This is a genomic window from Pseudodesulfovibrio halophilus DSM 5663, from assembly GCF_059568665.1.
This window is the reverse complement of sequence record NZ_JCANTV010000010.1, coordinates 129,006-149,616: the sequence shown is the minus strand read 5'-3', so window position 1 is coordinate 149,616 and position 20,611 is coordinate 129,006. Positions and strand designations below refer to the sequence as shown.

The window sequence follows — 20,611 nt, the reverse complement described above, 5'->3', positions numbered from 1 at the left end:
GGGTCAACCGCCCACAACGCGTTCCCCGGAAAAAACGAATGAAAAGCGACCTCTGCGGCTGGACAGGCAGCGTCCTCCACATAGACCTGCAACGCGGCGAAACCCGGACCGAGCATCCCGGCCCCGACTTTTACGCCACGCACTGCGGCGGCCGGGCCATGGCGGGAGCCTTTCTGCGGCCGCACTGCACGCGCCCCTGGGACGACCCGCACATGCCCGTCTGCATCTTCGCAGGGCCACTGACAGGGACCGCCGCCCCTGCCTCGGGCCGCGCCTGCCTGATGACCCGCTCTCCACTCACGGCAACCGTCACCGACTCCCCTCTCGGGGGGCGTCTGGGCACACAGCTCAAGCGGGCCGGATGGGACGGCATCATCATCACGGGCAAGGCCGACAGGCTCGTCGGCATCGAAATCCGCAACGGGAGTGTTTCCGTCGCAGACGCTGATGCCCTTCGGGGGAGGCAGACCGAGGATGTCTTCAACACGCTCGCGGAGTCGACACCGACGAGCGCTTCCATAGCCTGCATCGGTCCGGCAGGAGAAAATCGCTCGCCCATGGCATCCATCATGGTGGATCGTCATCATCCCGCCGGACGCGGCGGCCTCGGAGCATCGCTGGGCGCACGCAACCTCAAGTATCTGAGGGTTGTCGGCACCGGAGAGGTCCGCGTCCACAATCCTCGCAAACTCGACGAGGCGAGATGCGAGATCATGCGCCTGATCGCCGCATCCCCCGCGCTTATGGGGCCCTACGGGTTTGCCCGCAACGGAACCGCCGCCCTGCTGGACCTCACTGACTCCCGGCGCATGATGCCCTCGGAAAACTACCGCAGGACCCGTTTTTCCGCTGCACGCGAGCTGAACGCCCCCGCCTTCAACACTCGATACCATGCCCGGCCCCACGGCTGCGAAGGCTGTCCCATCCGCTGCCGAAGGGTTGCCCGCGACGGCAGGAGCATCCCCGGCTTCACGGCCCTGTCCCACCTGACGGCGCTGATCGGAAACAAGAGCATGGAGCTGACCATGAAGGCCTCCGACCTGCTGAACCGTCTTGGGCTGGACGCGGTCTCAGCCGGCGGGACGCTGGCCTGCATGCGTGAAATCACTGGCAGGGACTTTGACGAGAACAGTCTGCATAGCGCGATCCGGGAGATGGCTTCGGGAGGGGGACTTGGGGCGGGCTCAAGGCGGTACGCCGCGGAGCATGGAGAACCGGAACGCTCCATCTCCTCGAAAGGATTGGAACTGCCCGCATTCGATCCGCGCGGCGCGTACGGCACGGCGCTGGCCATGGCGGTCAACACCATGGGCGGCTGCGACCTGCACGCCTACCCCGCAAGCCATGAAATCCTGCGAAAACCCGTCGCCACAGACCGCTTCACCTTCTCCGGCAAGGCACGCATCATCAAGCTCTCCGAGGACGTCTTCGCGGCAGCGGACTCCCTCGCGACTTGTCGATTCGCCTTTTTCGCCGCAGGGCTTGAGGAATACGCCAAGGCCGTGAGCGCGGTCACCGGACAGGCCATGAATCTGAAAACCCTTCAGCAAATCGGCGAACGCACCTGTTTCAACGAACGGGTCATGAATGCCCTCAACGGCTTCGATGCAACGCACGACGATCTCCCGCCGCGTTTCTTCACGGAGGAAGGCTCCTCCGGGGAGGGAGTTCGCATAATGCCGCTGAACCGCGAGCAGTTCCTGCGGGCTCGCGCCGCATATTACCGCATCCGCGGCCTTGACGAACAAGGGGTTCCCCTGAATGAAAAAGCCGGGGAACTCGGTGTGAGCCCTTCGCAAGACGGTGAACGCGCATGAAGGAGTTGCTGAACAAGTACGCGGACAAGCTGGTGCGCCACGGACTGGCCGAAGCCGGAGAGCCGCTGCTCGGCGGCCGGGACGATTTTACGACGTGGAATCGGGACGATGCGGACCGGGAAGTGTTCGAACAGGTCTTTGAACTCATGGACGTCGGTTCGCTGGTTTTCTCACGGCCGGCCGAGCCGTATGCCACCATCATAGACTTTCTCGCCTCAAGACACGGACTCTCCATCCGCCCCAGAGACTGCGAAACGCGCACCTTTCTGCACGACATCCCCGTAACGGAAGCCTTCGAAGCGCAGGCCGTGGCGGACGCACTGCTTCGCCGCAAGGCGGCGGTTATTCCGGGCAGGGGCGTGGTCAGTTTCGGCACCGTCAGCCCGGAGCAGGGGTTCGTCTTTTTTTCGTCGGTCTGCTTCGCCTGCTTCGTCCTGTTCTTTTCGGACTACCTCGCGGCGTGTGAATCCGGCGGGCCGGATCCTGAATTGCAGGCCGTTTTCGACATGGCCGTTTCTCACCTCTCCGAGCCCGCAGACGCCGGTCCCGAACTGACGGCAGGGCCTTTCGCCGACCGCGCGGCAGCCCTTGCCGCCATGGCGGAGGCCGGACGCACCGTGGTGGACTACGGGCTGGTGGATTCGTTTTTCGGCAACCTCTCCTGCCTGATGGAAGACACCGTTCTCATCAGCCAGACCGGAAGCTCCCTTGACGAGTTGGCTGGCTGCATCGACCCGTGTCCTCGCGACGGTTCGTCATGCGCCGGCCTCACGGCCTCCAGCGAGCTGTCCGCTCATGAAGGAATCTACGACAGGACGAACGCTCGCTGCATCCTGCACGGGCACCCGAGGTTCAGTGTGATAATGTCCATGGTCTGCGACAAGACGGACTGCGAACATGCCCGGCAATGTCATGTCGACTGCCGGGAGCAGCGCTTCGCAGGTGGCGCTCCGGTGGTCCCGGGGGAGGTTGGCACCGGCCCCACAGGGCTTTGCAATACCCTGCCGCCCGCCATGGAGCGCGCTCCGGCGGCCATCGTGCACGGACACGGCGTTTTCGCAGCGTCGCAGACCGACTTCAACGAAGCCTTCCGGCTTCTTCTCCAGACAGAACACCGCTGCCGCGCCGAATATTTCCGCAGAATCCAGCAATACCTGCCGCCGCACGTTGTGCGGAAAAGCGAATACTGATAAGCCCCCGACGATGGACGAAACGACCGCGCCCCCCGTCAGCATCCGACATGCCCTGCTCTTTATCGGCCTGACCCTCGGCATCACCTGGGTGGTGGAAGCCGTGATGATCGTCAACGGCTTCAGCGCAGAGCGACTTCTCGAACCCGGCGCCATGCTGCTGCTCGTGGCCGTCATGTGGGTACCGGGCGTCTGCGCCCTGATGGTAAATATGCTGGCGGGCAGACCGTTGTCCGCTCTCGGGCTTCGCATCGGCTCATGGAAGCCTTACGCCGTCACCGTTTTCGCCGTTCCGCTGATATTCATGGCGTCCTACGGGCTGACCTGGCTGCTGAACATATCCGAGCCGGACTGGACCATGAAGACGCTTTTGCAATCCATGCGCATGGCACCCGGCGCGGAAGCCCCGGTCTACCACGCGCTGCTCATCATGCTCCCCGCCAGCGCGCTGCTCGGTCCCCTCTTCAACTTTCTCGCAGCGCTTGGCGAGGAGCTGGGATGGCGCGGCCTGCTCCTGCCCTCACTCATGCGGCTGGGCAAGCTGAGGGCCTACCTGCTGCTCGGCATCATCTGGGGCGTCTGGCATCTGCCGCTGGTTCTGGTTGGCTTCAACTACCCCGGCCATCCTTACACCGGGGCGCTGCTCATGTGCTTCGGCACCATCGCAATTGGAGCATTCATCAACGAATTCACGCTGGCCTACCGCAGCACGCTGCTCGCCGCGTTCATCCACGCCGCCATCAACGCTCAGGCCTACGGCGTGTGGAAATACATTTTCCCAGACCACAATCCGGTCCTCGGCGGCGATACCGGCCTGACCGGAATCGCTTGCTGGCTGGCGGCATTCCTGCTCGCCTTCCTCTGGTTCAATAAACGCGGCAACCGCCAGCGCCCCGGACGCTCATAGCAGCGTCAGGGCCCGCTCCCCTTTTTCAACCCCCCGCGTAAGGATTGGTGAAACAGCGGTTTTCCGCAACCATCGCGCAGCGGTTGGCAGAAACCGGCACATGCGCTATGGTGCGCTAAACCTTGGAGCATGTTCATGGGCTGGTTGGTCACAGTAGTCAGCGTGGCGGTATTCATAACCGTCTATCTCGGGTTGCGCGTCATCCGCCCCCTGCCCTTTTCGCCGTGGACCAAACGCCTGCTGTTCCTGATGGTCGCCTTTCTGGTTATAGGACAGCGCTTTACATGGGTTTTCCGCTTCAACGGGTATCACCACCAGTTCATCGACGGGTTGGACCTCGCCGGGTACACCTTTCTCGGCTTCGTCTCATCCTTCATGATGATGCTCATTGCGCGCGACCTGCTGTTCATCCTGCTGCGCATCATCAACTACCTGCGCCCCAAGGACACCCGCCGCATCTTCTTCAAGGAGAAGCAGCGCAACATCCGGCGCACATGGCTCAACGCGACCAATGCCCTGATACTTGCCGTGGCCATTCCGCTCACGGCCTATTCGGCGCACATCGCCCGCAGCCTGCCCGGAGTCACCGAAATCGAAATCGCCGTCCCAGACCTGCCGAGGCAGCTGGACGGGTACACCATCGCGCAGATCAGCGACACCCACGTCGGTCCCACGCTCAAGGGGCCGTGGGTGGATCGCCTCGTAAAGCTCGTGAACGCGCAGGACCCGGACATGGTCGTGCACACCGGAGACATGGTCGACGGCCGCGCGTGGTGGCTGCGCCCCGAGGTCAAACATTTTGATGAACTGAAGGCTCCGCACAAGTTTTTCATCACCGGCAACCACGAATACTATTCGCACGCACTCGAATGGATAGATGAAGCTCGCTCGCTGGGCTTCACCACCCTCGTCAACGAAAGCGAGGTTGTCGAGGTCAACGGCGCCCGCATCCTGGTCGCCGGCGTCCCGGACAGCAAAGCCGGACGTTTCATCGACGAGCACGCCCCCAAGCCGCGCGAGGTCATGGACAAGGCCGGGGAGCACGACTTTTCCATCCTGCTGGCCCATCGTCCGGACATGATCGAGCTGGCCGACGAGGCTAACTACGACCTGCAGCTTTCCGGCCACACGCACGGCGGGCAGTTCTTTCCGTGGACCTTCATCGTCGGCTGCTTCAACCCTTATGTCTACGGACTTCACGAACACGGCGACACGGCGCTGTTCGTCTCGCGCGGCGCCGGCTACTGGGGACCGCCCATGCGGTTCGGCGCGCCGCCGGAAATCGTTTTGATCACGCTCAGGCGTAACTGACCTTCAACGCTTTGCCTTTTTGTCTTGACGGCAGGCGCGCCATGGCATACGCCGAGGCACGTCCCGTTATCATAAACGGGTTCCGCCAGACCTTTCACGTCCCCCGCTGACACAGCTTCACCTCTGCACCGGATGGAAAGGCGGCCCGACCGCCGCGGCATCGTGCGCTCTGCGGCGGCGCTTATTCGCACGAAAAACAATCAGGAAAAAATGAATCCATTCAAGAAACTTGGTCTTTCCGACAACGTAGTCGACGCACTCGAGAAAAAGGGCTTCACCGCCCCGACCCCCATTCAGGAACGCACCATCCCCATGCTTCTGGCCGAAGAGGCCGACATCGTGGGACAGGCTTCCACCGGAACCGGTAAAACCGCTGCTTTCGGACTGCCCATCATAGAACATGTCGTGGAAGGCGAGCGCCACGTCCAGTCCCTCGTACTCGCTCCCACCCGCGAACTCGCCATTCAGGTGGCGGATGAAATCAACTCCCTCAAGGGAGACAAAAAGCTGCGCGTGCTGCCCGTCTACGGCGGTCAGTACATCGGCCTTCAGCTCAAGAGCCTCAAGCAGGGAGCCGACGTGGTCGTGGGTACCCCCGGCCGAATCCTCGACCACCTGAACCGCGGCTCGCTCGACCTCTCCGGCATCGGCATCGCCGTACTGGATGAGGCCGACGAGATGTGCGACATGGGCTTCATCGAGGATATCCGCGAGATTCTCTCCCGCAGCAACACGGACCGCCGCACCCTGCTTTTCTCCGCCACCATGCCGGATCAGGTCATGCGCATCGCCTCCGAATTCATGGGCGACTACAAGACTGTAGCCGTGAAGGCCAAGAAAAACGAAGCGCCCCTGACCAAACAGGTCTTTCACGAAGTCGCGGAATCCGACCGCTTCGAGGCGCTCTGTCGCGTCATCGACGTGGAGCCAGACTTTCGGGGGCTCATCTTCTGTCGCACCCGAGCCGATACGGACGATGTCGCCCGCAAGCTCGCTGAACGCGGCTACCCGGCCGAGCCGATCCACGGCGACCTGAACCAGTCCCGCCGCGAACAGATCCTCGGCAAGTTCCGCAGCGGCGCCAGCGACATCCTCGTGGCGACCGACGTGGCGGCACGCGGCATCGACGTCCCGGACCTGACCCACGTGATCAACTTCGCCCTGCCGCAGGATCCGAAGACCTTCGTGCACAGGGTGGGACGCACCGGTCGCGCAGGCAAGAAGGGCGCGGCCATCACGCTCATCACCCCGCGCGAATTCCGCAAGCTCATGTTCATCTGCCGCACCTCGGGCATCGAAATCTCCAAAGAGCCGCTGCCCAAGGTCGAGGACGTGATCTACTCCAAGAAAAAGCGCATCGCTTCCGAACTGGACGAAATCCTCGCCACCGAGAACTTCGAGACCTACCTGCCGCTGGCACGCGAGTTCATGCAGGAGCGCGACCCCGAAGAAGCCATGGCCGCGCTGCTGCGCTACGCTTTCGGTGAGGAACTGGAACACGACGCCTACCGCGAAATCCGTGAAGCTCAGCGGAACGACAAGGGCGGACGGGTTCGCATGATCGCCAACATCGGCAAGAATCAGGGCATGAACCCCAAGAAATTCGTTGATTTCCTGGTGAACAGGACCAAGACCCGCCCCTTCAAGGTGCAGAACGTCAAGGTCCAGAACAACCGAACGACCTTCACTGTTCCCGACGGAGAAGTGAGTTTCATCCTGCGCGGGCTGAACCGCTTCCCCGGCAAGGATGGCCAGCCTTTCTGCTCGAAAGCCTAGCTCCGACCCTCGAAATCAGACCAATAATCGACCGGGACGGCAATCGTCCCGGTCTTTTCTTATGCTTGAACCAACCTGCGAAACCGGTCAGGAGGCGCATTTTCAAAGCAATCCAATTGACACCACGATTTTCCTTTTGATAGAAAAAAGACATTCCAAATTTGCTTTAGACAAGTCACAAACACAACAGGGACACTTTGATGAAAAAAGTTCTCGACAACCTTGATAAAAGACTCGTTTCAGCCCTCACCGAGGACGGACAATCTCAGGTGGGCAAGCTCACCGAACGTCTGGGAGTCACTCCCCCCACCGTCCGCTCGCGCATGAAGAACCTCATCTCCGCAGGTGCGCTCAAGGTGGCAGGCCTCGTGGACCCCATGCGCACCAAGGGGCTTACCGTCGCTCTTGTGGGCATCACCCTTCAGAGCCACAAGCTGCTCGATGAAAAGCTCGAGCAGATCGCCAACCTCGACCGCGTCAACTGGTGTGCCGTGGTCACCGGAAGGTACGACCTGATCGTGGAAATCGTCTGCACCGAAAACACGAGCGACCTCTACGACTTCCTTGACAAGGACCTTTCACAGATCGGCGGCGTGGGATCGAGTGAATCCTTCATGGTCATGAAGTCGCGCCGTAAATGGCTGCTTCTCCCTGAGGCCGTAACCCGGCTTTTCAGCGCAGAATAATCGTTTAGTTGCCATGAACTAGTATCCCTCAAGCGTAAGGAGACAGGACAATGATCATCGGTATCCCCAAGGAAATCAAAACCCTCGAAAATCGCGTCGCCATGACCCCCGGCGGCGTGGAGAGCCTTGTCCGTCAGGGCAATGAAGTGCTGGTTGAAGCCGGAGCCGGGATGGGCAGTGGCCTGAGCGACGAGGAATTTTCCGCCGCCGGCGCCAAAATGGTTTCTGCCGAAGAAGCCTGGGGCGCCGAAATGGTCATCAAGGTCAAGGAACCGCTGGAAAGCGAGTACAAGTTCCTGCGCAAGGACCAGCTCCTGTTCACCTACCTGCACCTCGCCGCCGCCGAATCGCTGACGAACGCGTTGCTCGAAGCCGGGACCGTTGGTGTCGCCTACGAGACCGTGCAGATGCCCGACGGCTCCCTGCCGCTGCTGACCCCCATGTCCGAAGTGGCGGGCCGCATGGCCACTCAGGTCGGCGCGCACCATCTCGAGAAGAATCAGGGCGGTCGCGGAATGCTGCTCGGCGGCGTTCCGGGCGTTCCCCCGGCGAAAGTCGTGGTCATCGGCGGCGGCATCGTGGGCACCAACGCTGCACGCATGGCCATGGGCATGGGCGCTTCCGTGAAAGTGCTCGACCTCTCCCACCGTCGCCTGCAGTACCTCGACGAAGCCTTTGACGGCCGTCTGATGACCGTCAGCTCCACCGAGCCCAACATCCGCGAAGCCCTCAAGGAAGCCGACCTCGTCATCGGCGCCGTGCTGATCCCGGGTGCCAAGGCTCCCAAGCTGGTCACCCGCGAACTGCTCAAGACCATGAAGCAGGGTTCCGTCATCGTCGACGTGGCCGTGGACCAGGGCGGTTGCGTGGAAACCATCAAGCCCACCACTCACGACAACCCGACCTACGAAGTGGAAGGCGTTGTTCATTACGGCGTGGCGAATATGCCCGGCGCAGTGCCCCGCACCTCCACCTTCGCGCTGGTGAACCAGACCCTGCCTTACGCCATGCGCCTCGCGCAGAAGGGCATGGATGCACTCAAGGACGACCCGGCGCTGGCGCTGGGCCTGAACACCATGCATGGCACCCTGACCTGCCCCGCCGTCGGTGAAGCCTTCGGCATAGACTCCGTCACTCCGGAAGAAGCGCTGAAGAAAGCATAATCATTCCGCGCCATCCCCTCGCGGGGCGCGCGATAAAAAGGCCGGAGCCCCTCGGGGTTCCGGCCTTCGTGCTGCAATGGGAGTATGCCGCTATTCGCGGCTGCTGCGCTTCCAGAGTTCGTTGTCGTGAATCTCCCGCAGATGCCCCGCGTTGGAGACATCGCCGAAGAGCAGTTCGGACATGGCCTCGTAATCCGGAGGCTCCTCAAGGTTGTCGGTAATCCGCTTGACCAGATAGCTTACCGCCCGGACCCAGAGCATGTCCGCGCTGACAACCTCGGGCTGGATGCTCAGGGTCTGCCGTTCGTAATTGAGCTTGAAGCAGAACGTCCGGAACAGCACCTGCTGGATGTTGTTCAGGTCCTTTGACGTTGCCTCTATCCCCTTGGCCTTCAGCCGCTCGTCCAGCTTCTCGCGAAAGAGCGGATACCCGGAGATTTCGCCATGCTCGGCGAAAAGCGCGAAGGCTTCGCGTATACCGGTGGTGAGCAGCGCCGGGTCCGGCAGATGAACGTGCTGCTTCTGCAGGATCAGCTCGTAGGGATGCAGCTTGCGCGCATTGGTCTCCAGCCGGGCAAGATCTTCCGGGGACTTGAGTGAGATGTAATGGTCATGCTCGCCGTTGTGGATGCTGATGACGTCCTGACAGGACTCGAGAAACGACTTGAAAGTGGAAAAGCCGTAGTTGCTCTCGTCGAAGGCGGGGTCCAGCCGGATGAGCATGGGCTTGATCGCCGCCTTGACGATCTTCGTCTCTCCGGTCTCCGCTGCGATCCGGCCCAGCGCCTTGATCAGAATCTGCTTTGCGTCTTCCAGATCCCCGGCTTCGTAGCCTTCCTTCTCCAGACTTGAGATGGATGAAGACTTCACGAGCAGCGACGAGTAGTACTTGAACTGGTTGCAGGACTTCATCCAGTACTGGTTGGTGGTCTCGCGCACCCCGATGCCGATGATGCGCTTGCCGCGCTGCCTGACCTTCTGGGCCAGCGCCACGTAGTCCGAGTCGCCGCCGATGACGACCACCGTGCTGATATGAGGGTTGAGCGTGATGTCCTCTATGGCGTCGATGGCCATGCGGATATCCGCACCGTTTTTGCCGTGGGAGCCTCTCGGAAACATCTGCACGAGGTCCACCGCATGGTTTTGCAGGTCGAAACTGTAACCGAAGAAAAAACTCCAGTTCCCATAGGCCTTGTTGATGTTGACCTCGCCGACGGAGTTGATGAACTCCATGATGGAGTTGATATCCACCAGTGCCGGCTGGCGGGAGTGACGATTCATCTTGTCCCTGTACCAGTGCGGCCCGTATCGCAGGGTGCAAAGGGAGGCGTGAATGTTTTCGAAATCCCAATAAAGCGCTATCTGTTCTGCACGGCTCACATGTACTCCGTTGTTTTATGGACCCATGATAATAAGAAACGGTCCGTTCATGCCATACGCAAGAACGGACCGTAACACGGTTTTCAAAAAAAAAGCCAGCCTATAGACCGTGATCCCGCATGTGGGCGTCCAACACGTTGTCCACCTTGACCACCTTGCTGGAAATGCGGCCGTTTTCAATGGTGTAACGGGTCACCTCCCATTCCAGCTGGTCGATGTACTCCACGGCGCCACGGCCCTCGTCGGCCAGCACCTCGGCCATGAGGTCCAGAAAATCTTCAACCATGAGGAATTTTCCCTCGTGGTCCACCCTGAGGACGTTGTCCTTGTATTCCATCTGCTCGAAAGGAATCTCGTCCCGGATGCGCTCGAACTTGTCCGGGGTCAGGCCGTGAAAGTCACCGTAGACTCTAACGTCTTCCATAGCTTTCGCCTCCCGGCACCGGACACGGTGCCATGCTTTTTCATATTCTTGAACGGAACGGGATACAATCAGGCGGAGCGTCTGTCCAGCCTTTGTAGGGTTTCGGCCAGACTCGCCCAGAGCAGACGGCTGTCGATCTCCGCCAGACGGACCGCCTGTGCGTCGTCGTACTTGGTCTCCAGTTTGAACTTGTTGCCCATGACGTGCCCCATCTGCTGCGGCGTGGTGGCCTTGGCGAGGCTGGAATGCTGAACATGACGAACGGCCAGCGTGCCGCAGTAGACGGCGGACATCCCTGCCAGCGCGCTCCGCAGGTCCCTTTCGAGGTCGTCGAACTGCGACGGGTTGAAGCGCACGTCGAAGGTGCCAGCCTTTTCCAGCGCTTTCATGCTCACCAGATGACAGCAGCCTGAGACCGAAAGACAGGGGCGATCATAGCTGAACAGACCGTCATCCAGAGCGCCGGAGCAGGAGTCGAAAAGATTGATCCTTCGCGGCATCTCGCCCGGCTCTCCGGCCGAAGGCGGCACCGGGAGCAGATTGTAGTCAGCAGACTGCAGGGCGAAAGGAGACTCGGCGGAGGTTATGCGGCACCCCACTACTCCGGCGTCAGGATCGAGCCGCGACGCGCCGAGCAGCTTCAACAGCCAGTCCGGCGGGAGCACCACGTCGTCGTCCAGAAAGGCCGCCCAGCGGCAGGCCCGGACTTCGGGCAGCGACAGCAGCCAATTCCGCGCGGGCGGAGCGCCGATGTTGATGGGCAGGGTCACGGTTTGCAGTCGCTCGCCGAACCACTCCTTGGCCGTACGGAAGACGTCCTGCATGTTATCCGTGGAGCCGTTGTCCAGAAGAAAAATTCGCGCCTGTCCGGTTTCGCTTTTGCGAAGCGACTCCAGCGTGCGGAGCATGAGGTCGGCCTTGTTCCACGAGTAGGCCAGTATGGCCACCTCGTCGGCCGTGGGCGGCGCCGGAAGCGGCAGCGGGGTGCGCAGCGAATCCAGCTTGAGCAGCAGGTTGGTGTGCCATGGCATCCTGAGCACGAGCCGCTCAAGCAGGTCTGCACCCTCCTCCCTGCGACCGGAGCGTATCAGCAACTCCGCGCGATGGTACGCGGGCCAGAAGCCCCAGACCGAGGCGTCCACGCGGTCCACGGCTTTGATAGCCTGATCCGGGGACGACATATGAAAGGCGGCCTCTGCCCGCAGACGCGGCAGCAGCGGCGCCAGTTCACCCTCGAAAGACAGGGAAGACAGGGCGGCTTCGAGCAGCGACTCGCTCCCGAAGCGCAGGAGGCCGTCCCAGCACAGGCCGAGCCATGCGAGGCCCTCCGGCCGCGCCAGCCTCGGCATGAGAAACTTGATGGCGTACGACGGATCGCCATTGAGCATCACCTGCTCCCAGAGCTCGGCGTCATCTTCCGGAAGATCGCTCAGATGTGTGGAGAGATGCTCGAAAAAACAGCGCGCCTGTTCCGGCAGAAAAGGACGCGCAGCATTGAAGGATGCGAAACGCGCAAGAAAATCCCGGTCGAAGGGTTGACGCGCAATGGTCCACCACCCCACACCGCAGCCTGCGGCGACCGCGTCCGGGGACTCGCTGCCAAGCAGGTCCAGCGCATGCATCAAGCCGCGGACGTGATCGCTCTGCACCACGCCGAGAATCCAGCCGGGATACCGTTTCCGCATGAGTTCGAAAAATCCGGGACCGGGCACCGGGACGTCGGGCAGCACGGGATCAGCCATGGGCCAGCTCCTTCAGGTCCTTGAGAATGATATCTGCCGCACGACCGGCAGCGCCCGGCTCGCCCAGCATGTTCCTGAGCTGCCGCAGATCCTCCCGCACGGCTTCGAGCCGGGCGGAATCCTCCATCCACGAAAGGGCCTGCGCGAAAAGCGCATCCGCCGAAGCGCTCTCCTGCACCATTTCCGGAAAGACCTCGCGGCCAAGAATCAGGTTGGGCAGGCTGATAAAATCCACGTTCACGATCATACTGCCGATGAGATAGGTGAGTTTGGAGAGCCGGTAGGCGATGATGGAGGGCGTGCCGACAAGCGCAAGCTCCAGCGAGACGGTGCCCGATGCCGCAAGGACGAACGAACAGCGACGCATCCCCTCGTATCGGTCATCCGGTTCCACCATGTCCATCGGCAGCTCCTTGGGCCAGAACTCCATGAGCCGTTCCACCGGCATACCGGGCGCACGGAACAGGCTGAAGCGCACCGCCGGGTTGCGCTCCCGCAGCCGCCTCGCCACCTCAACGAACTCGGGCAGGAGCGTGGCAATCTCCTTGTTCCGGCTTCCGGGCAGGATGCCCACCCGGTGCGGCTCCGGATCAATGCCCTGCAACCGGTCACGCGGCACCTCGTCCACCAGCGGATTGCCGATGTAGGAAACGTCCATGCCGTACTGCGCGTAGAAATCCTTCTCGAAAGGCAGGATGCAGAACACGTCCCGCACGTTTTCGCGCAGGAATTTTGCCCTGCCCGAACGCCAGGCCCACAGCTGCGGACTTATGTAGTAATAGACGGGGATGCCCATCTTGCGGGCCATCTTGGCAACGCGGAAGTGAAAATCCGGGCAGTCGAGCAGAATGATGGCCCGTGGCCGTTCGCGGCGGAAGTCGCGCTTGAGTTCCCCCAGAAGGCGGATGATGCGCGGCAGTCCGGCAAAGACCTCCGTCAGCCCCACGAGGGATATCAGGCTCATGGGGTAACGCACGTCACAGTCCGCGCGCTCCATGGCCGGGCCGCCCATGCCCATGAAGGAAAGCGAAGGATCGCGTCGTTTAAGCTCCCTGCAAAGGACCGCGCCGTGCAGATCGCCAGATGCCTCGCCCGCGCTTATCCATACGGGCCCGTCCGGATTCAGCAAATTCATGGCCGGACAGTAGCCCGAACCCGCGGCGCGCGCAAGCGGTGAGACATGGGCTTGCCAACCGATTCACAAGCGGGTACCAAGGTGCCCACGTTTTCCGCAAACAAACATTCAAGGAATATTGATCATGATGAACGTAGCAGTCATCGGACTCGGCTGGATGGGCCGGGTTCACTTGAGAAATTATACGGAGATGCCCGAAGCCAACGTGGTGGGCGTCATGGACGTCAACGCCGAGGCGCTGGCCGAGGTCAACAAACAATTCGGCGTGCCAGTCTTCGACGATGTGGACAAGCTGCTCGAACAGGACATCGACGCCGTGAGCGTCTGCGTCCCGACGATCCTGCACCACGAGATCGGCCTCAAGCTCATCGACAAGGGCATCGCCCTCTTGATGGAAAAGCCGCTGGCCGCCACCGCCGAACAGGGGCAGGAACTCGTGGACCGGGCCAAAGCCGCCGGAGTGCCGCTCATGGTGGGCCACATCGAACGTTTCAACCCGGCCGTGCAGCGCGTCAAGGAACTGGTGGGCGATGACATGATCTCCATCACCATCGAGCGCGTGGGGCCCTACCCGCCGCGCATTCAGGACGTGGGCGTGGTCAAGGACCTCGGTTCCCATGACCTGGACCTGGTGCGCTTCCTCACCGGCTCGGAGTTCAAGACGGTGTACGCCGTGACCTCCACCTCGCTGGGCAAACACGAGGACACCGCCCTCATCACCTGCGAGATGGAAAACGGCGTGCTGGCCAACATCAGCACCAACTGGGTGACCCCCTACAAATCCCGCAAGATCAACGTCGCCTTCGAGTCCAAGTACATCGACTGCAACCTCGTGACGCAGGAAGTGAAGGAATACTCGGCGTTCTCCACCTACGACAAATCATACTCCGTGCGCGAATGGCCGCTGGTGTACAAGGAGCCCGTTCGCGCCGAACTGAACGCCTTCCTCGGCGCCATTCAGGAAGGAAAGCCCATGCCCATCAGCGGCGAAGACGGACTGGAAGTGCTGCGCACCTTCGACCGTATCTTCACCTGCGGCTGCTAGCGGCGACGAACACAAGACATAAAAAAGCGGGACGGCTTCGGCCGTCCCGCTTTTTTACATTCGTAAGATTCCCGCTAGAAATCGAGGTTGTTGGGCGTCCTCGGGAACGGGATGGCGTCGCGGATATTGCCCACGCCGGTCACGAGCATCAGCAGACGCTCGAAGCCGAGGCCGAAGCCCGCGTGCGGCACGGAGCCGAACCGACGGGAATCCAGATACCACCAGTACTCTTCTTCGGAGAGTTCCATTTCCATCATGCGTGCGTGCAGCACGTCGAACCGCTCCTCGCGCTGGGAACCGCCGATGATTTCCCCGATGCGCGGCACGAGGCAATCCATGGCCGCCACGGTCTCGTTGTCGTCGTTCATGCGCATGTAGAACGGCTTGATGGTCTTGGGGTAGTCATAGACGTACAGCGGCTGCTTGAACTTCTCCTCACACAGGAAGCGCTCGTGCTCGGTCTGCAGGTCCATGCCCCACTCCACCGGGTAGTCGAACTTCTTCTTGGTCTTCTTGAGGACGTTGATGGCCTCGGTGTAAGGCAGACGAATGAACTCGTTCTCAAGAATGGTTTCAAGCGTGGGCATGAGGCTCTTGTCAACCCACTTGGCAAACAGCTCCACGTCGTCCGCGCAGTTGTCGAGGATGTGACGCACGAGATACTTTATCATCTCCTCGCCGAGGTCCATGTCGTCCGCGAGGTCCGCAAAAGCCATTTCGGGTTCGATCATCCAGAACTCGGCCACGTGACGCGGCGTGTTGGAATTCTCGGCACGGAACGTGGGCCCGAAGGTGTAAACGTCGCCCAGCGCGAGGCTGAACATTTCAGCTTCAAGCTGTCCGGAAACCGTAAGGTGTGCGGGCTTGCCGAAAAAGTCCTCTTCAACGGCGGTCTTGCACCCGTGCTCCAGACAGGTGACGCGGAACATCTCGCCCGCGCCTTCGCAGTCCGAGCCGGTGAGCACCGGCGTGTGCACGTAGAAGAAATCCTTCTCGGCGAAGAACTTGTGGATGGCCTGCGCCAGCTCGGAGCGGATGCGGAACATGGCCCCGAACTTGTTGGTGCGCGGACGCAGATGCGCGATGCCGCGCAGAAACTCGTCGGAGTGGCGCTTCTTCTGCAACGGGAAGGTCTCGGGATCGGCCTCGCCGAGCAGCTTGAGCGCTTTGCCGCGGACCTCCCACTTCTGCCCCTTGCCCGGTGATTCAACCAGCTCGCCTTCAATGGCGACCGATGCACCAGTGCCGATCTTGGCAAGCTCGGCTTCGATTTCAGGCGTGTGGTCGATGACCGTCTGAATGTTTTTCAGACAGGAACCGTCATTGAGTTCGAGAAAGGAAAATCCCTTGCTGTCGCGCTTGGTACGCACCCAGCCCTTGACCACGATCTCGGGCATTGCGCTTTCAGCATTCAGAAGGGCCTTGATTTTCGTTCTTTTCATCGTATCCCCCGGAAAAACTTTTTCGGCCTTTCTAGCCCTTCACCCAACAAATGGCAACGCCCACTGTTGCGTCCCGCGTGCGCGTGATATACAACCCCTGCACCGAATGCACGCAATGCTACCAAAAGGACTCGTACAGATATGGCATTCTTTTCCAAACTGAAGAAACTCTGGCAAAGCCCGGACGAAGTCGCCCGGCAAGCGGTCGAGGACTACGTTCAGGACAAGGGCATCGAAATCGACCTGCCCGACGCCGCCCCGGAACAGGCTCCGGAACCCGAAGCTCCCACCGCCGAGCCACAGGCTGAACCGCAGCCCGAAGCGGCCGCCCCCGCTGCAGAAGCCGCACCCGCCGAAGCGCAGGACTGGCAGAAGGAACTGACCCTCTCCCTGCGTCAGGCCGAACCGCGCCTTTCCGAATGGCTCTCCGTCATCCTTGAAGATATCGACGAAGCCGGAGACCGCCTCTGGCAGCGCCTCGCCTTCCTTTTCGAAAGTCTCGGCGCCCCGGCCGACGAAGCGCAGGACTTCATTGCCCGCTTCCGCCAGTGGCTGGACGACATGGGCTACGAGTCCGTTGACGAATTCCGCTCCGAACTTCAGTACCGCCTCGCCCTCGCTCTCGACCTCGAAGACGAGGAGGACGAGCGCGACAGACTGTTCCTCAAGCTCTCCGAAGGCATTACCAAGACCAAGGAGACCCTCACCAAGCACATCGACAGCATGCTGGCCAGCCATGACAGCATGGATGACGATTTCTGGGAGGAGTTCGAGGAAATCCTGATCATGGCCGACGTGGGCATGGAGGCCGCCAACCAGCTCATGGAGAGCCTCAAGTCCCGCGCCAGAAAGGCCGGCACCACCGACCCCGCGCACTTCAAGGACATCCTGCGCGAGGAGCTCGAAGAGATTTTCCGCACCCCGCCGCGCATCACCGCCGTCAACCCGCCCGAGGTGGTGATGATGGTCGGCGTCAACGGCGTGGGCAAGACCACCACCATCGCCAAGCTCGCCCACCGCGCCCAGATGCAGGGCCGCAAGGTGCTCATCGCCGCTGGCGACACCTTCCGTGCCGCAGCCATCGAACAGCTCGAAGTCTGGGCCGAGCGCGTGGGAGCCGGATTCTTCGCCAAGGAAGCCGGATCCGACCCGGCCGCCGTGGCCTACGAGGCCATGGAAAAATGCATCGAAGAAGGGTATGATCTGCTGCTGCTCGACACCGCCGGACGGCTGCACACCAAGGTCAACCTCATGGACGAGCTCAAGAAGATCAAGCGCGTCGTGGGCAAGAAGCACGAAGGCGCGCCGCACAAGAGCCTGCTCGTCATTGATGCCACCACCGGGCAGAACGCCCTGTCACAGACCAAACTGTTCCACGAGGCGGTGGGCGTGGACGAACTCATTTTGACCAAACTCGACGGCACCGCGAAAGGTGGCGTCGTCGTGGCGGTGGCCCAGCAGTTCGGGCTGCCCATCAGCTTTGTCGGCCTCGGTGAGAAGATGGAAGACCTGCGCCCGTTCGACGGCAAGGACTTCGCCAAGGCCCTTCTCACCTAACTTCCAACCCTTTTCTACAGGAACCCTTTGATGTCCGAGGAAATCAAGAGCAACGGCCAGGGCGAAGAATCTTTTGCCGAACTTTTCGAGCAATACAGCGAAAGCGGCACGGACGACCTGAACGTCGGCGACAAGGTTGTCGGAAAAGTCATCGCGATCGATGGCTCCGCGGTGTTCGTCGACACCGGCAGCAAACTGGACGGCATCGTCGAGCGGGAGGAACTGCTCGATGAAGAAGGCAACCTAACCGTGGCCGAGGGCGACGAAGTGGAGCTTTACGTGGTCGGCAAGGACTCCGGCGGCATCCGCCTGTCCAAGGCGCTGGCCGGTATCGGCGGCCTGAAGATGCTGGAAGAGGCCAAGGAAGGAAACCTGCCCGTCGAAGGCAAGGTCACCGGCACCAACAAGGGCGGCTTCGACGTCGAGATCCTCAAACGCCGTGCCTTCTGCCCCGTCTCCCAGATCGACACCCGCTTCGTGGAGAACACCGAGGAATACGTCGGCAATACTTACGAGTTCCTCATCTCCAAGCTCGATAACAAGGGCCGCAACGTGGTCGTCTCCCGCCGCGCGCTGCTCATGCGCGAAGCCGAAGCCGCCACCGAGCAGTTCCTCGCCGAGACCAAGGAAGGCGACGAAGTGGAAGGCACCATCACCCGCCTTGCCCCCTTCGGCGCATTCGTAGAGATCGCCACCGGCCTTGAAGGCATGGTCCACATCTCCGAACTCGGCTACGGGCGCGTACAGCATCCCGAAGAAGCCGTGGCCGTCGGCCAGAAGGTCAAAGCCAAAATCATCAAGCTCGACACCGACGACAAGGGCCGTCAGCGCATCTCCCTTTCCATGAAGGAACTCGCGCAGGACCCGTGGGACTCCGTGGTCACCCAGTTCGCCGAAGGCGACAAGGTCACCGGCAAAGTCGTACGGCTTGCGGATTTCGGCGCATTCGTCGAGATAGCCCCGGGCCTCGACGGACTCGTGCACGTCTCCGAAATCAGCTACACCCAGCGCGTGCACAAGCCCGGCGACGTACTCTCCGAAGGACAGACCGTCTCAGTCAAGATCAAAAGCATCGACGCCGAGAACCGCCGCCTGTCCCTGTCCATCAAGGACGCCGAAGGCGACCCCTGGCTCGACGTGGCCGATAAATATCAGGAAGGCCAGACCGTCAAGGGCACCGTCGAAAAGCACGAACAGTTCGGCATCTTCATCAACCTCGAGCCCGGCATCACCGGCCTGCTCCCCAAATCGGTGCTCGCCCGCTCCGAAAAAGCCTCCGAGTTCGAAAAACTGCACCCCGGCGACGAAGCCACTGTGGTCATAGGCGACGTCAAAACCGGCGAACGCAAGATCAGCCTGCGCGTCGGCGACGAAAAAGACGCCGAAGACTGGAAGGAATACGCCCCCAAGAAAAAATCCAAGCCCGCCGCAGGAAACTCCGGCGGCGGACTCGGACTGCTGGGTGAAAAACTCCAGGAAGCAATGAAGAACAAGAAATAATGAGGCCTCCGGCGGGCAGGGGCGCTGCCCCTGCACCCCGCCAAAGGGCCGAGGGCCCTTTGGAATCCCCGGTTTGCCATCTTCCAATGAGAACGGCCCGCTGCACTTCGTGACAGCGGGCCGTTCTCATTGGAAGATGGCGGGTTGGGGTAAAAGGCAGGTGGAAACAAAAGGCTCAGAAATTCTTTTGGCGTGAGCTCCCCCACTCGCACTCATCCCGTTTTCCGTTGTGTTGCGGGTGGGGCGAGTCCCGAAGGGATCGTCTCACCCGCAACATACAGGAAAACAACACAGGGTTTCCAAAGGGGGTCCGCCCCTTTGGTCCGCCTGAAGGGCCCGTCGGAGACCCGCCGGAGGCCCGCCTTTCCCAAAAATTCAGTTAAACAGCGAGATCCAGTGCGGTGCCGGGTGCGGGAGATTCATCCGTCTCGGCGTTCTCTGCGTAGGTGTCGGCAACCTGCTTGCTGTCCCGGTTGGCTTCCATCTTCTTTTCGAGCAGTTCGGTCTGCTGCTGGAGGGCGTTGGGCTTGATGACTTCGAGAGTGACGCCGCCGTCCGCCTTGGGCGCTTCGGGATTGTCGACTTCAACCACTTCGACGATTGTTCTGCCGCCGAGGCGCTGTTGCAGTTCGGAGAGGAAGTCGTTTCGCAGATCGTCGTATCGGGTTGCGAGCCCGCCGATGGAGTCGCCGTAGTTCAGGCCGGTCTGCCCTTCTTCCTGTTGCTGGTCGAGTTCGGCTATGACGGACTCGTCACCGGCAAGCTGGCGCCGGAGATGGTCGGAAGTCGCCCCGAGGACGCTCTCAGCATTTTCGGTGTAGAGATTCCGACCGGCGTTGCCGAGCTTGTCGAGGCCGTGGTCAAGGGCCTTTTCGCGCATTCCTTCGAGCTTCTCGGTCCACTGCTCCATGCCGTGGGGGCGGTCGTTCTTTTGGAATGCGGCATTGAGCGAGGACTGAATCAAGCCATGCAGACCGCCCTGAGGCCCGTTGCCGTTCCCGTCGAGGCGGTACCCGGCAAAGGACTGGCGGACTTCTTCTGCAAAGGTCCGATCTGCCTCAGCCATGATCTTGTCCATCTGGCGGCCAAAGGACTCGGAGCCGTCGTCGTAGAAGCGCTGGACAAGCTCTCTTGCGTGGCGATAGTTGCCGTTGCCCACGGCGGTGTCGAGCGATTCGCGGAAGGCGTTGTATTCGTCAGCGGTACGTCCGGCGGCGCGGGCCTCGGCATTTTCTCCGAGGTAGGCGTCGAGGCTTTCCACCATATTGACGGCGGCCCGCTGCTCGGCCTTTTCGATACCCTGTTGAATGTCGTCCCACGCGACCTGCTGGAGTTCGACGTCGCGTGAATAGGCGGCAGTGGCTGCGGTACCGGACGACAGGGAAGAGACCCCGCTGGAGGTGTTCTCCGAGTAGCGGGAAATGCTCACCGCGCGCTGCTGCATGGCGCCGATGCCTTGTGATCCGTTGTATCCACCTATTGCCGTCATGATACGATTCTCCGTTCTGCTCGTGCTATCGGCAGTCGGAGCGAATA

The 20,611-nt window shown here is 61.3% G+C and carries 16 protein-coding genes; 10 read left to right on the top strand and 6 right to left on the bottom strand.

What is annotated here, in order from left to right; all coding sequences use genetic code 11:
* Positions 1-38 precede the first annotated feature (38 nt).
* The 7 genes from BR24_RS07570 (at position 39) to ald (ending at position 8,850) form a co-directional block, all read left to right on the top strand.
* Positions 39-1,817 carry an aldehyde ferredoxin oxidoreductase family protein gene (locus BR24_RS07570; protein ID WP_496540893.1) on the top strand — a complete coding sequence of 593 codons (1,779 nt, stop codon included), beginning with the start codon at positions 39-41 and terminating at the stop codon, positions 1,815-1,817.
* Entirely contained in the window at positions 1,814-3,007 is a 1,194-nt protein-coding gene (locus BR24_RS07565; RefSeq protein WP_496540892.1) for a class II aldolase/adducin family protein, read from the top strand. Before BR24_RS07570 ends, BR24_RS07565 begins: the two co-directional genes overlap by 4 nt.
* A gap of 13 nt (positions 3,008-3,020) precedes the next feature.
* On the top strand, positions 3,021-3,914 hold the full coding sequence (locus BR24_RS07560; RefSeq protein WP_496540891.1) for a CPBP family intramembrane glutamic endopeptidase: 894 nt from the start codon (positions 3,021-3,023) through the stop codon (positions 3,912-3,914).
* A gap of 135 nt (positions 3,915-4,049) precedes the next feature.
* Complete coding sequence (locus BR24_RS07555; protein WP_496540890.1) at positions 4,050-5,225, top strand: metallophosphoesterase; 1,176 nt, start codon at positions 4,050-4,052, stop codon at positions 5,223-5,225.
* A 210-nt stretch (positions 5,226-5,435) separates the two neighbouring features.
* On the top strand, positions 5,436-7,001 hold the full coding sequence (locus BR24_RS07550; RefSeq protein WP_496540889.1) for a DEAD/DEAH box helicase: 1,566 nt from the start codon (positions 5,436-5,438) through the stop codon (positions 6,999-7,001).
* Positions 7,002-7,201: 200 nt separating this feature from the next.
* Complete coding sequence (locus tag BR24_RS07545; RefSeq protein WP_496540888.1) at positions 7,202-7,687, top strand: Lrp/AsnC family transcriptional regulator; 486 nt, start codon at positions 7,202-7,204, stop codon at positions 7,685-7,687.
* Between the two features lie 50 nt (positions 7,688-7,737).
* Positions 7,738-8,850, top strand: coding sequence for an alanine dehydrogenase (gene ald / locus BR24_RS07540; RefSeq protein ID WP_496540887.1), 1,113 nt, complete (start codon positions 7,738-7,740; stop codon positions 8,848-8,850).
* 90 nt (positions 8,851-8,940) lie between these two features.
* Here ald and BR24_RS07535 read toward each other — a convergent pair whose 3' ends face one another.
* The 4 genes from BR24_RS07535 to lpxB all read right to left on the bottom strand — a co-directional run bounded on the left by BR24_RS07535 (position 8,941) and on the right by lpxB (position 13,531).
* Positions 8,941-10,230, bottom strand: a complete 1,290-nt coding sequence (locus BR24_RS07535) for an NYN domain-containing protein (RefSeq protein ID WP_496540886.1) — start codon at positions 10,228-10,230, stop codon at positions 8,941-8,943.
* A gap of 100 nt (positions 10,231-10,330) precedes the next feature.
* Complete coding sequence (locus BR24_RS07530; RefSeq protein ID WP_496540885.1) at positions 10,331-10,654, bottom strand: hypothetical protein; 324 nt, start codon at positions 10,652-10,654, stop codon at positions 10,331-10,333.
* A gap of 68 nt (positions 10,655-10,722) precedes the next feature.
* Complete coding sequence (locus BR24_RS07525) at positions 10,723-12,396, bottom strand: glycosyltransferase family 2 protein (protein WP_496540884.1); 1,674 nt, start codon at positions 12,394-12,396, stop codon at positions 10,723-10,725.
* Complete coding sequence (gene lpxB / locus BR24_RS07520) at positions 12,389-13,531, bottom strand: lipid-A-disaccharide synthase (protein WP_496540883.1); 1,143 nt, start codon at positions 13,529-13,531, stop codon at positions 12,389-12,391. Before lpxB ends, BR24_RS07525 begins: the two co-directional genes overlap by 8 nt.
* A 124-nt stretch (positions 13,532-13,655) precedes the next feature.
* Here lpxB and BR24_RS07515 point away from each other — a divergent pair, with 124 nt between their 5' ends.
* The gene (locus BR24_RS07515) at positions 13,656-14,576 is read left to right on the top strand and encodes a Gfo/Idh/MocA family oxidoreductase (RefSeq protein ID WP_496540882.1); all 921 of its coding nucleotides are present in this window, start codon (positions 13,656-13,658) and stop codon (positions 14,574-14,576) included.
* A gap of 74 nt (positions 14,577-14,650) precedes the next feature.
* Here the strand turns inward: BR24_RS07515 and asnS are convergent, their stop codons facing one another.
* Positions 14,651-16,018 carry an asparagine--tRNA ligase gene (asnS, locus tag BR24_RS07510; RefSeq protein WP_496540881.1) on the bottom strand — a complete coding sequence of 456 codons (1,368 nt, stop codon included), beginning with the start codon at positions 16,016-16,018 and terminating at the stop codon, positions 14,651-14,653.
* Positions 16,019-16,159: 141 nt separating this feature from the next.
* Here asnS and ftsY point away from each other — a divergent pair, with 141 nt between their 5' ends.
* Together ftsY and BR24_RS07500 are read left to right on the top strand one after the other, a co-directional pair.
* Entirely contained in the window at positions 16,160-17,575 is a 1,416-nt protein-coding gene (ftsY, locus tag BR24_RS07505; protein ID WP_496540880.1) for a signal recognition particle-docking protein FtsY, read from the top strand.
* 30 nt (positions 17,576-17,605) lie between these two features.
* On the top strand, positions 17,606-19,075 hold the full coding sequence (locus BR24_RS07500) for a 30S ribosomal protein S1 (protein ID WP_496540879.1): 1,470 nt from the start codon (positions 17,606-17,608) through the stop codon (positions 19,073-19,075).
* Positions 19,076-19,454: 379 nt separating this feature from the next.
* Here the strand turns inward: BR24_RS07500 and BR24_RS07495 are convergent, their stop codons facing one another.
* Positions 19,455-20,564 carry a hypothetical protein gene (locus BR24_RS07495; RefSeq protein ID WP_496540878.1) on the bottom strand — a complete coding sequence of 370 codons (1,110 nt, stop codon included), beginning with the start codon at positions 20,562-20,564 and terminating at the stop codon, positions 19,455-19,457.
* Positions 20,565-20,611 lie beyond the last annotated feature (47 nt).

What these genes read in the sequence shown, in the direction of transcription:
- BR24_RS07550 (WP_496540889.1), top strand. Translation starts at nt 5,436, where the DNA reads ATGAATCCATTCAAGAAACTTGGTCTTTCCGACAACGTAGTCGACGCA.
- BR24_RS07560 (WP_496540891.1), top strand. Translation starts at nt 3,021, where the DNA reads ATGGACGAAACGACCGCGCCCCCCGTCAGCATCCGACATGCCCTGCTC.
- lpxB (WP_496540883.1), bottom strand. Translation starts at nt 13,531, where the DNA reads ATGAATTTGCTGAATCCGGACGGGCCCGTATGGATAAGCGCGGGCGAG.
- BR24_RS07555 (WP_496540890.1), top strand. Translation starts at nt 4,050, where the DNA reads ATGGGCTGGTTGGTCACAGTAGTCAGCGTGGCGGTATTCATAACCGTC.
- ald (WP_496540887.1), top strand. Translation starts at nt 7,738, where the DNA reads ATGATCATCGGTATCCCCAAGGAAATCAAAACCCTCGAAAATCGCGTC.
- BR24_RS07495 (WP_496540878.1), bottom strand. Translation starts at nt 20,564, where the DNA reads ATGACGGCAATAGGTGGATACAACGGATCACAAGGCATCGGCGCCATG.
- asnS (WP_496540881.1), bottom strand. Translation starts at nt 16,018, where the DNA reads ATGAAAAGAACGAAAATCAAGGCCCTTCTGAATGCTGAAAGCGCAATG.
- BR24_RS07500 (WP_496540879.1), top strand. Translation starts at nt 17,606, where the DNA reads ATGTCCGAGGAAATCAAGAGCAACGGCCAGGGCGAAGAATCTTTTGCC.
- BR24_RS07530 (WP_496540885.1), bottom strand. Translation starts at nt 10,654, where the DNA reads ATGGAAGACGTTAGAGTCTACGGTGACTTTCACGGCCTGACCCCGGAC.
- ftsY (WP_496540880.1), top strand. Translation starts at nt 16,160, where the DNA reads ATGGCATTCTTTTCCAAACTGAAGAAACTCTGGCAAAGCCCGGACGAA.
- BR24_RS07570 (WP_496540893.1), top strand. Translation starts at nt 39, where the DNA reads ATGAAAAGCGACCTCTGCGGCTGGACAGGCAGCGTCCTCCACATAGAC.
- BR24_RS07525 (WP_496540884.1), bottom strand. Translation starts at nt 12,396, where the DNA reads ATGGCTGATCCCGTGCTGCCCGACGTCCCGGTGCCCGGTCCCGGATTT.
- BR24_RS07515 (WP_496540882.1), top strand. Translation starts at nt 13,656, where the DNA reads ATGATGAACGTAGCAGTCATCGGACTCGGCTGGATGGGCCGGGTTCAC.
- BR24_RS07565 (WP_496540892.1), top strand. Translation starts at nt 1,814, where the DNA reads ATGAAGGAGTTGCTGAACAAGTACGCGGACAAGCTGGTGCGCCACGGA.
- BR24_RS07545 (WP_496540888.1), top strand. Translation starts at nt 7,202, where the DNA reads ATGAAAAAAGTTCTCGACAACCTTGATAAAAGACTCGTTTCAGCCCTC.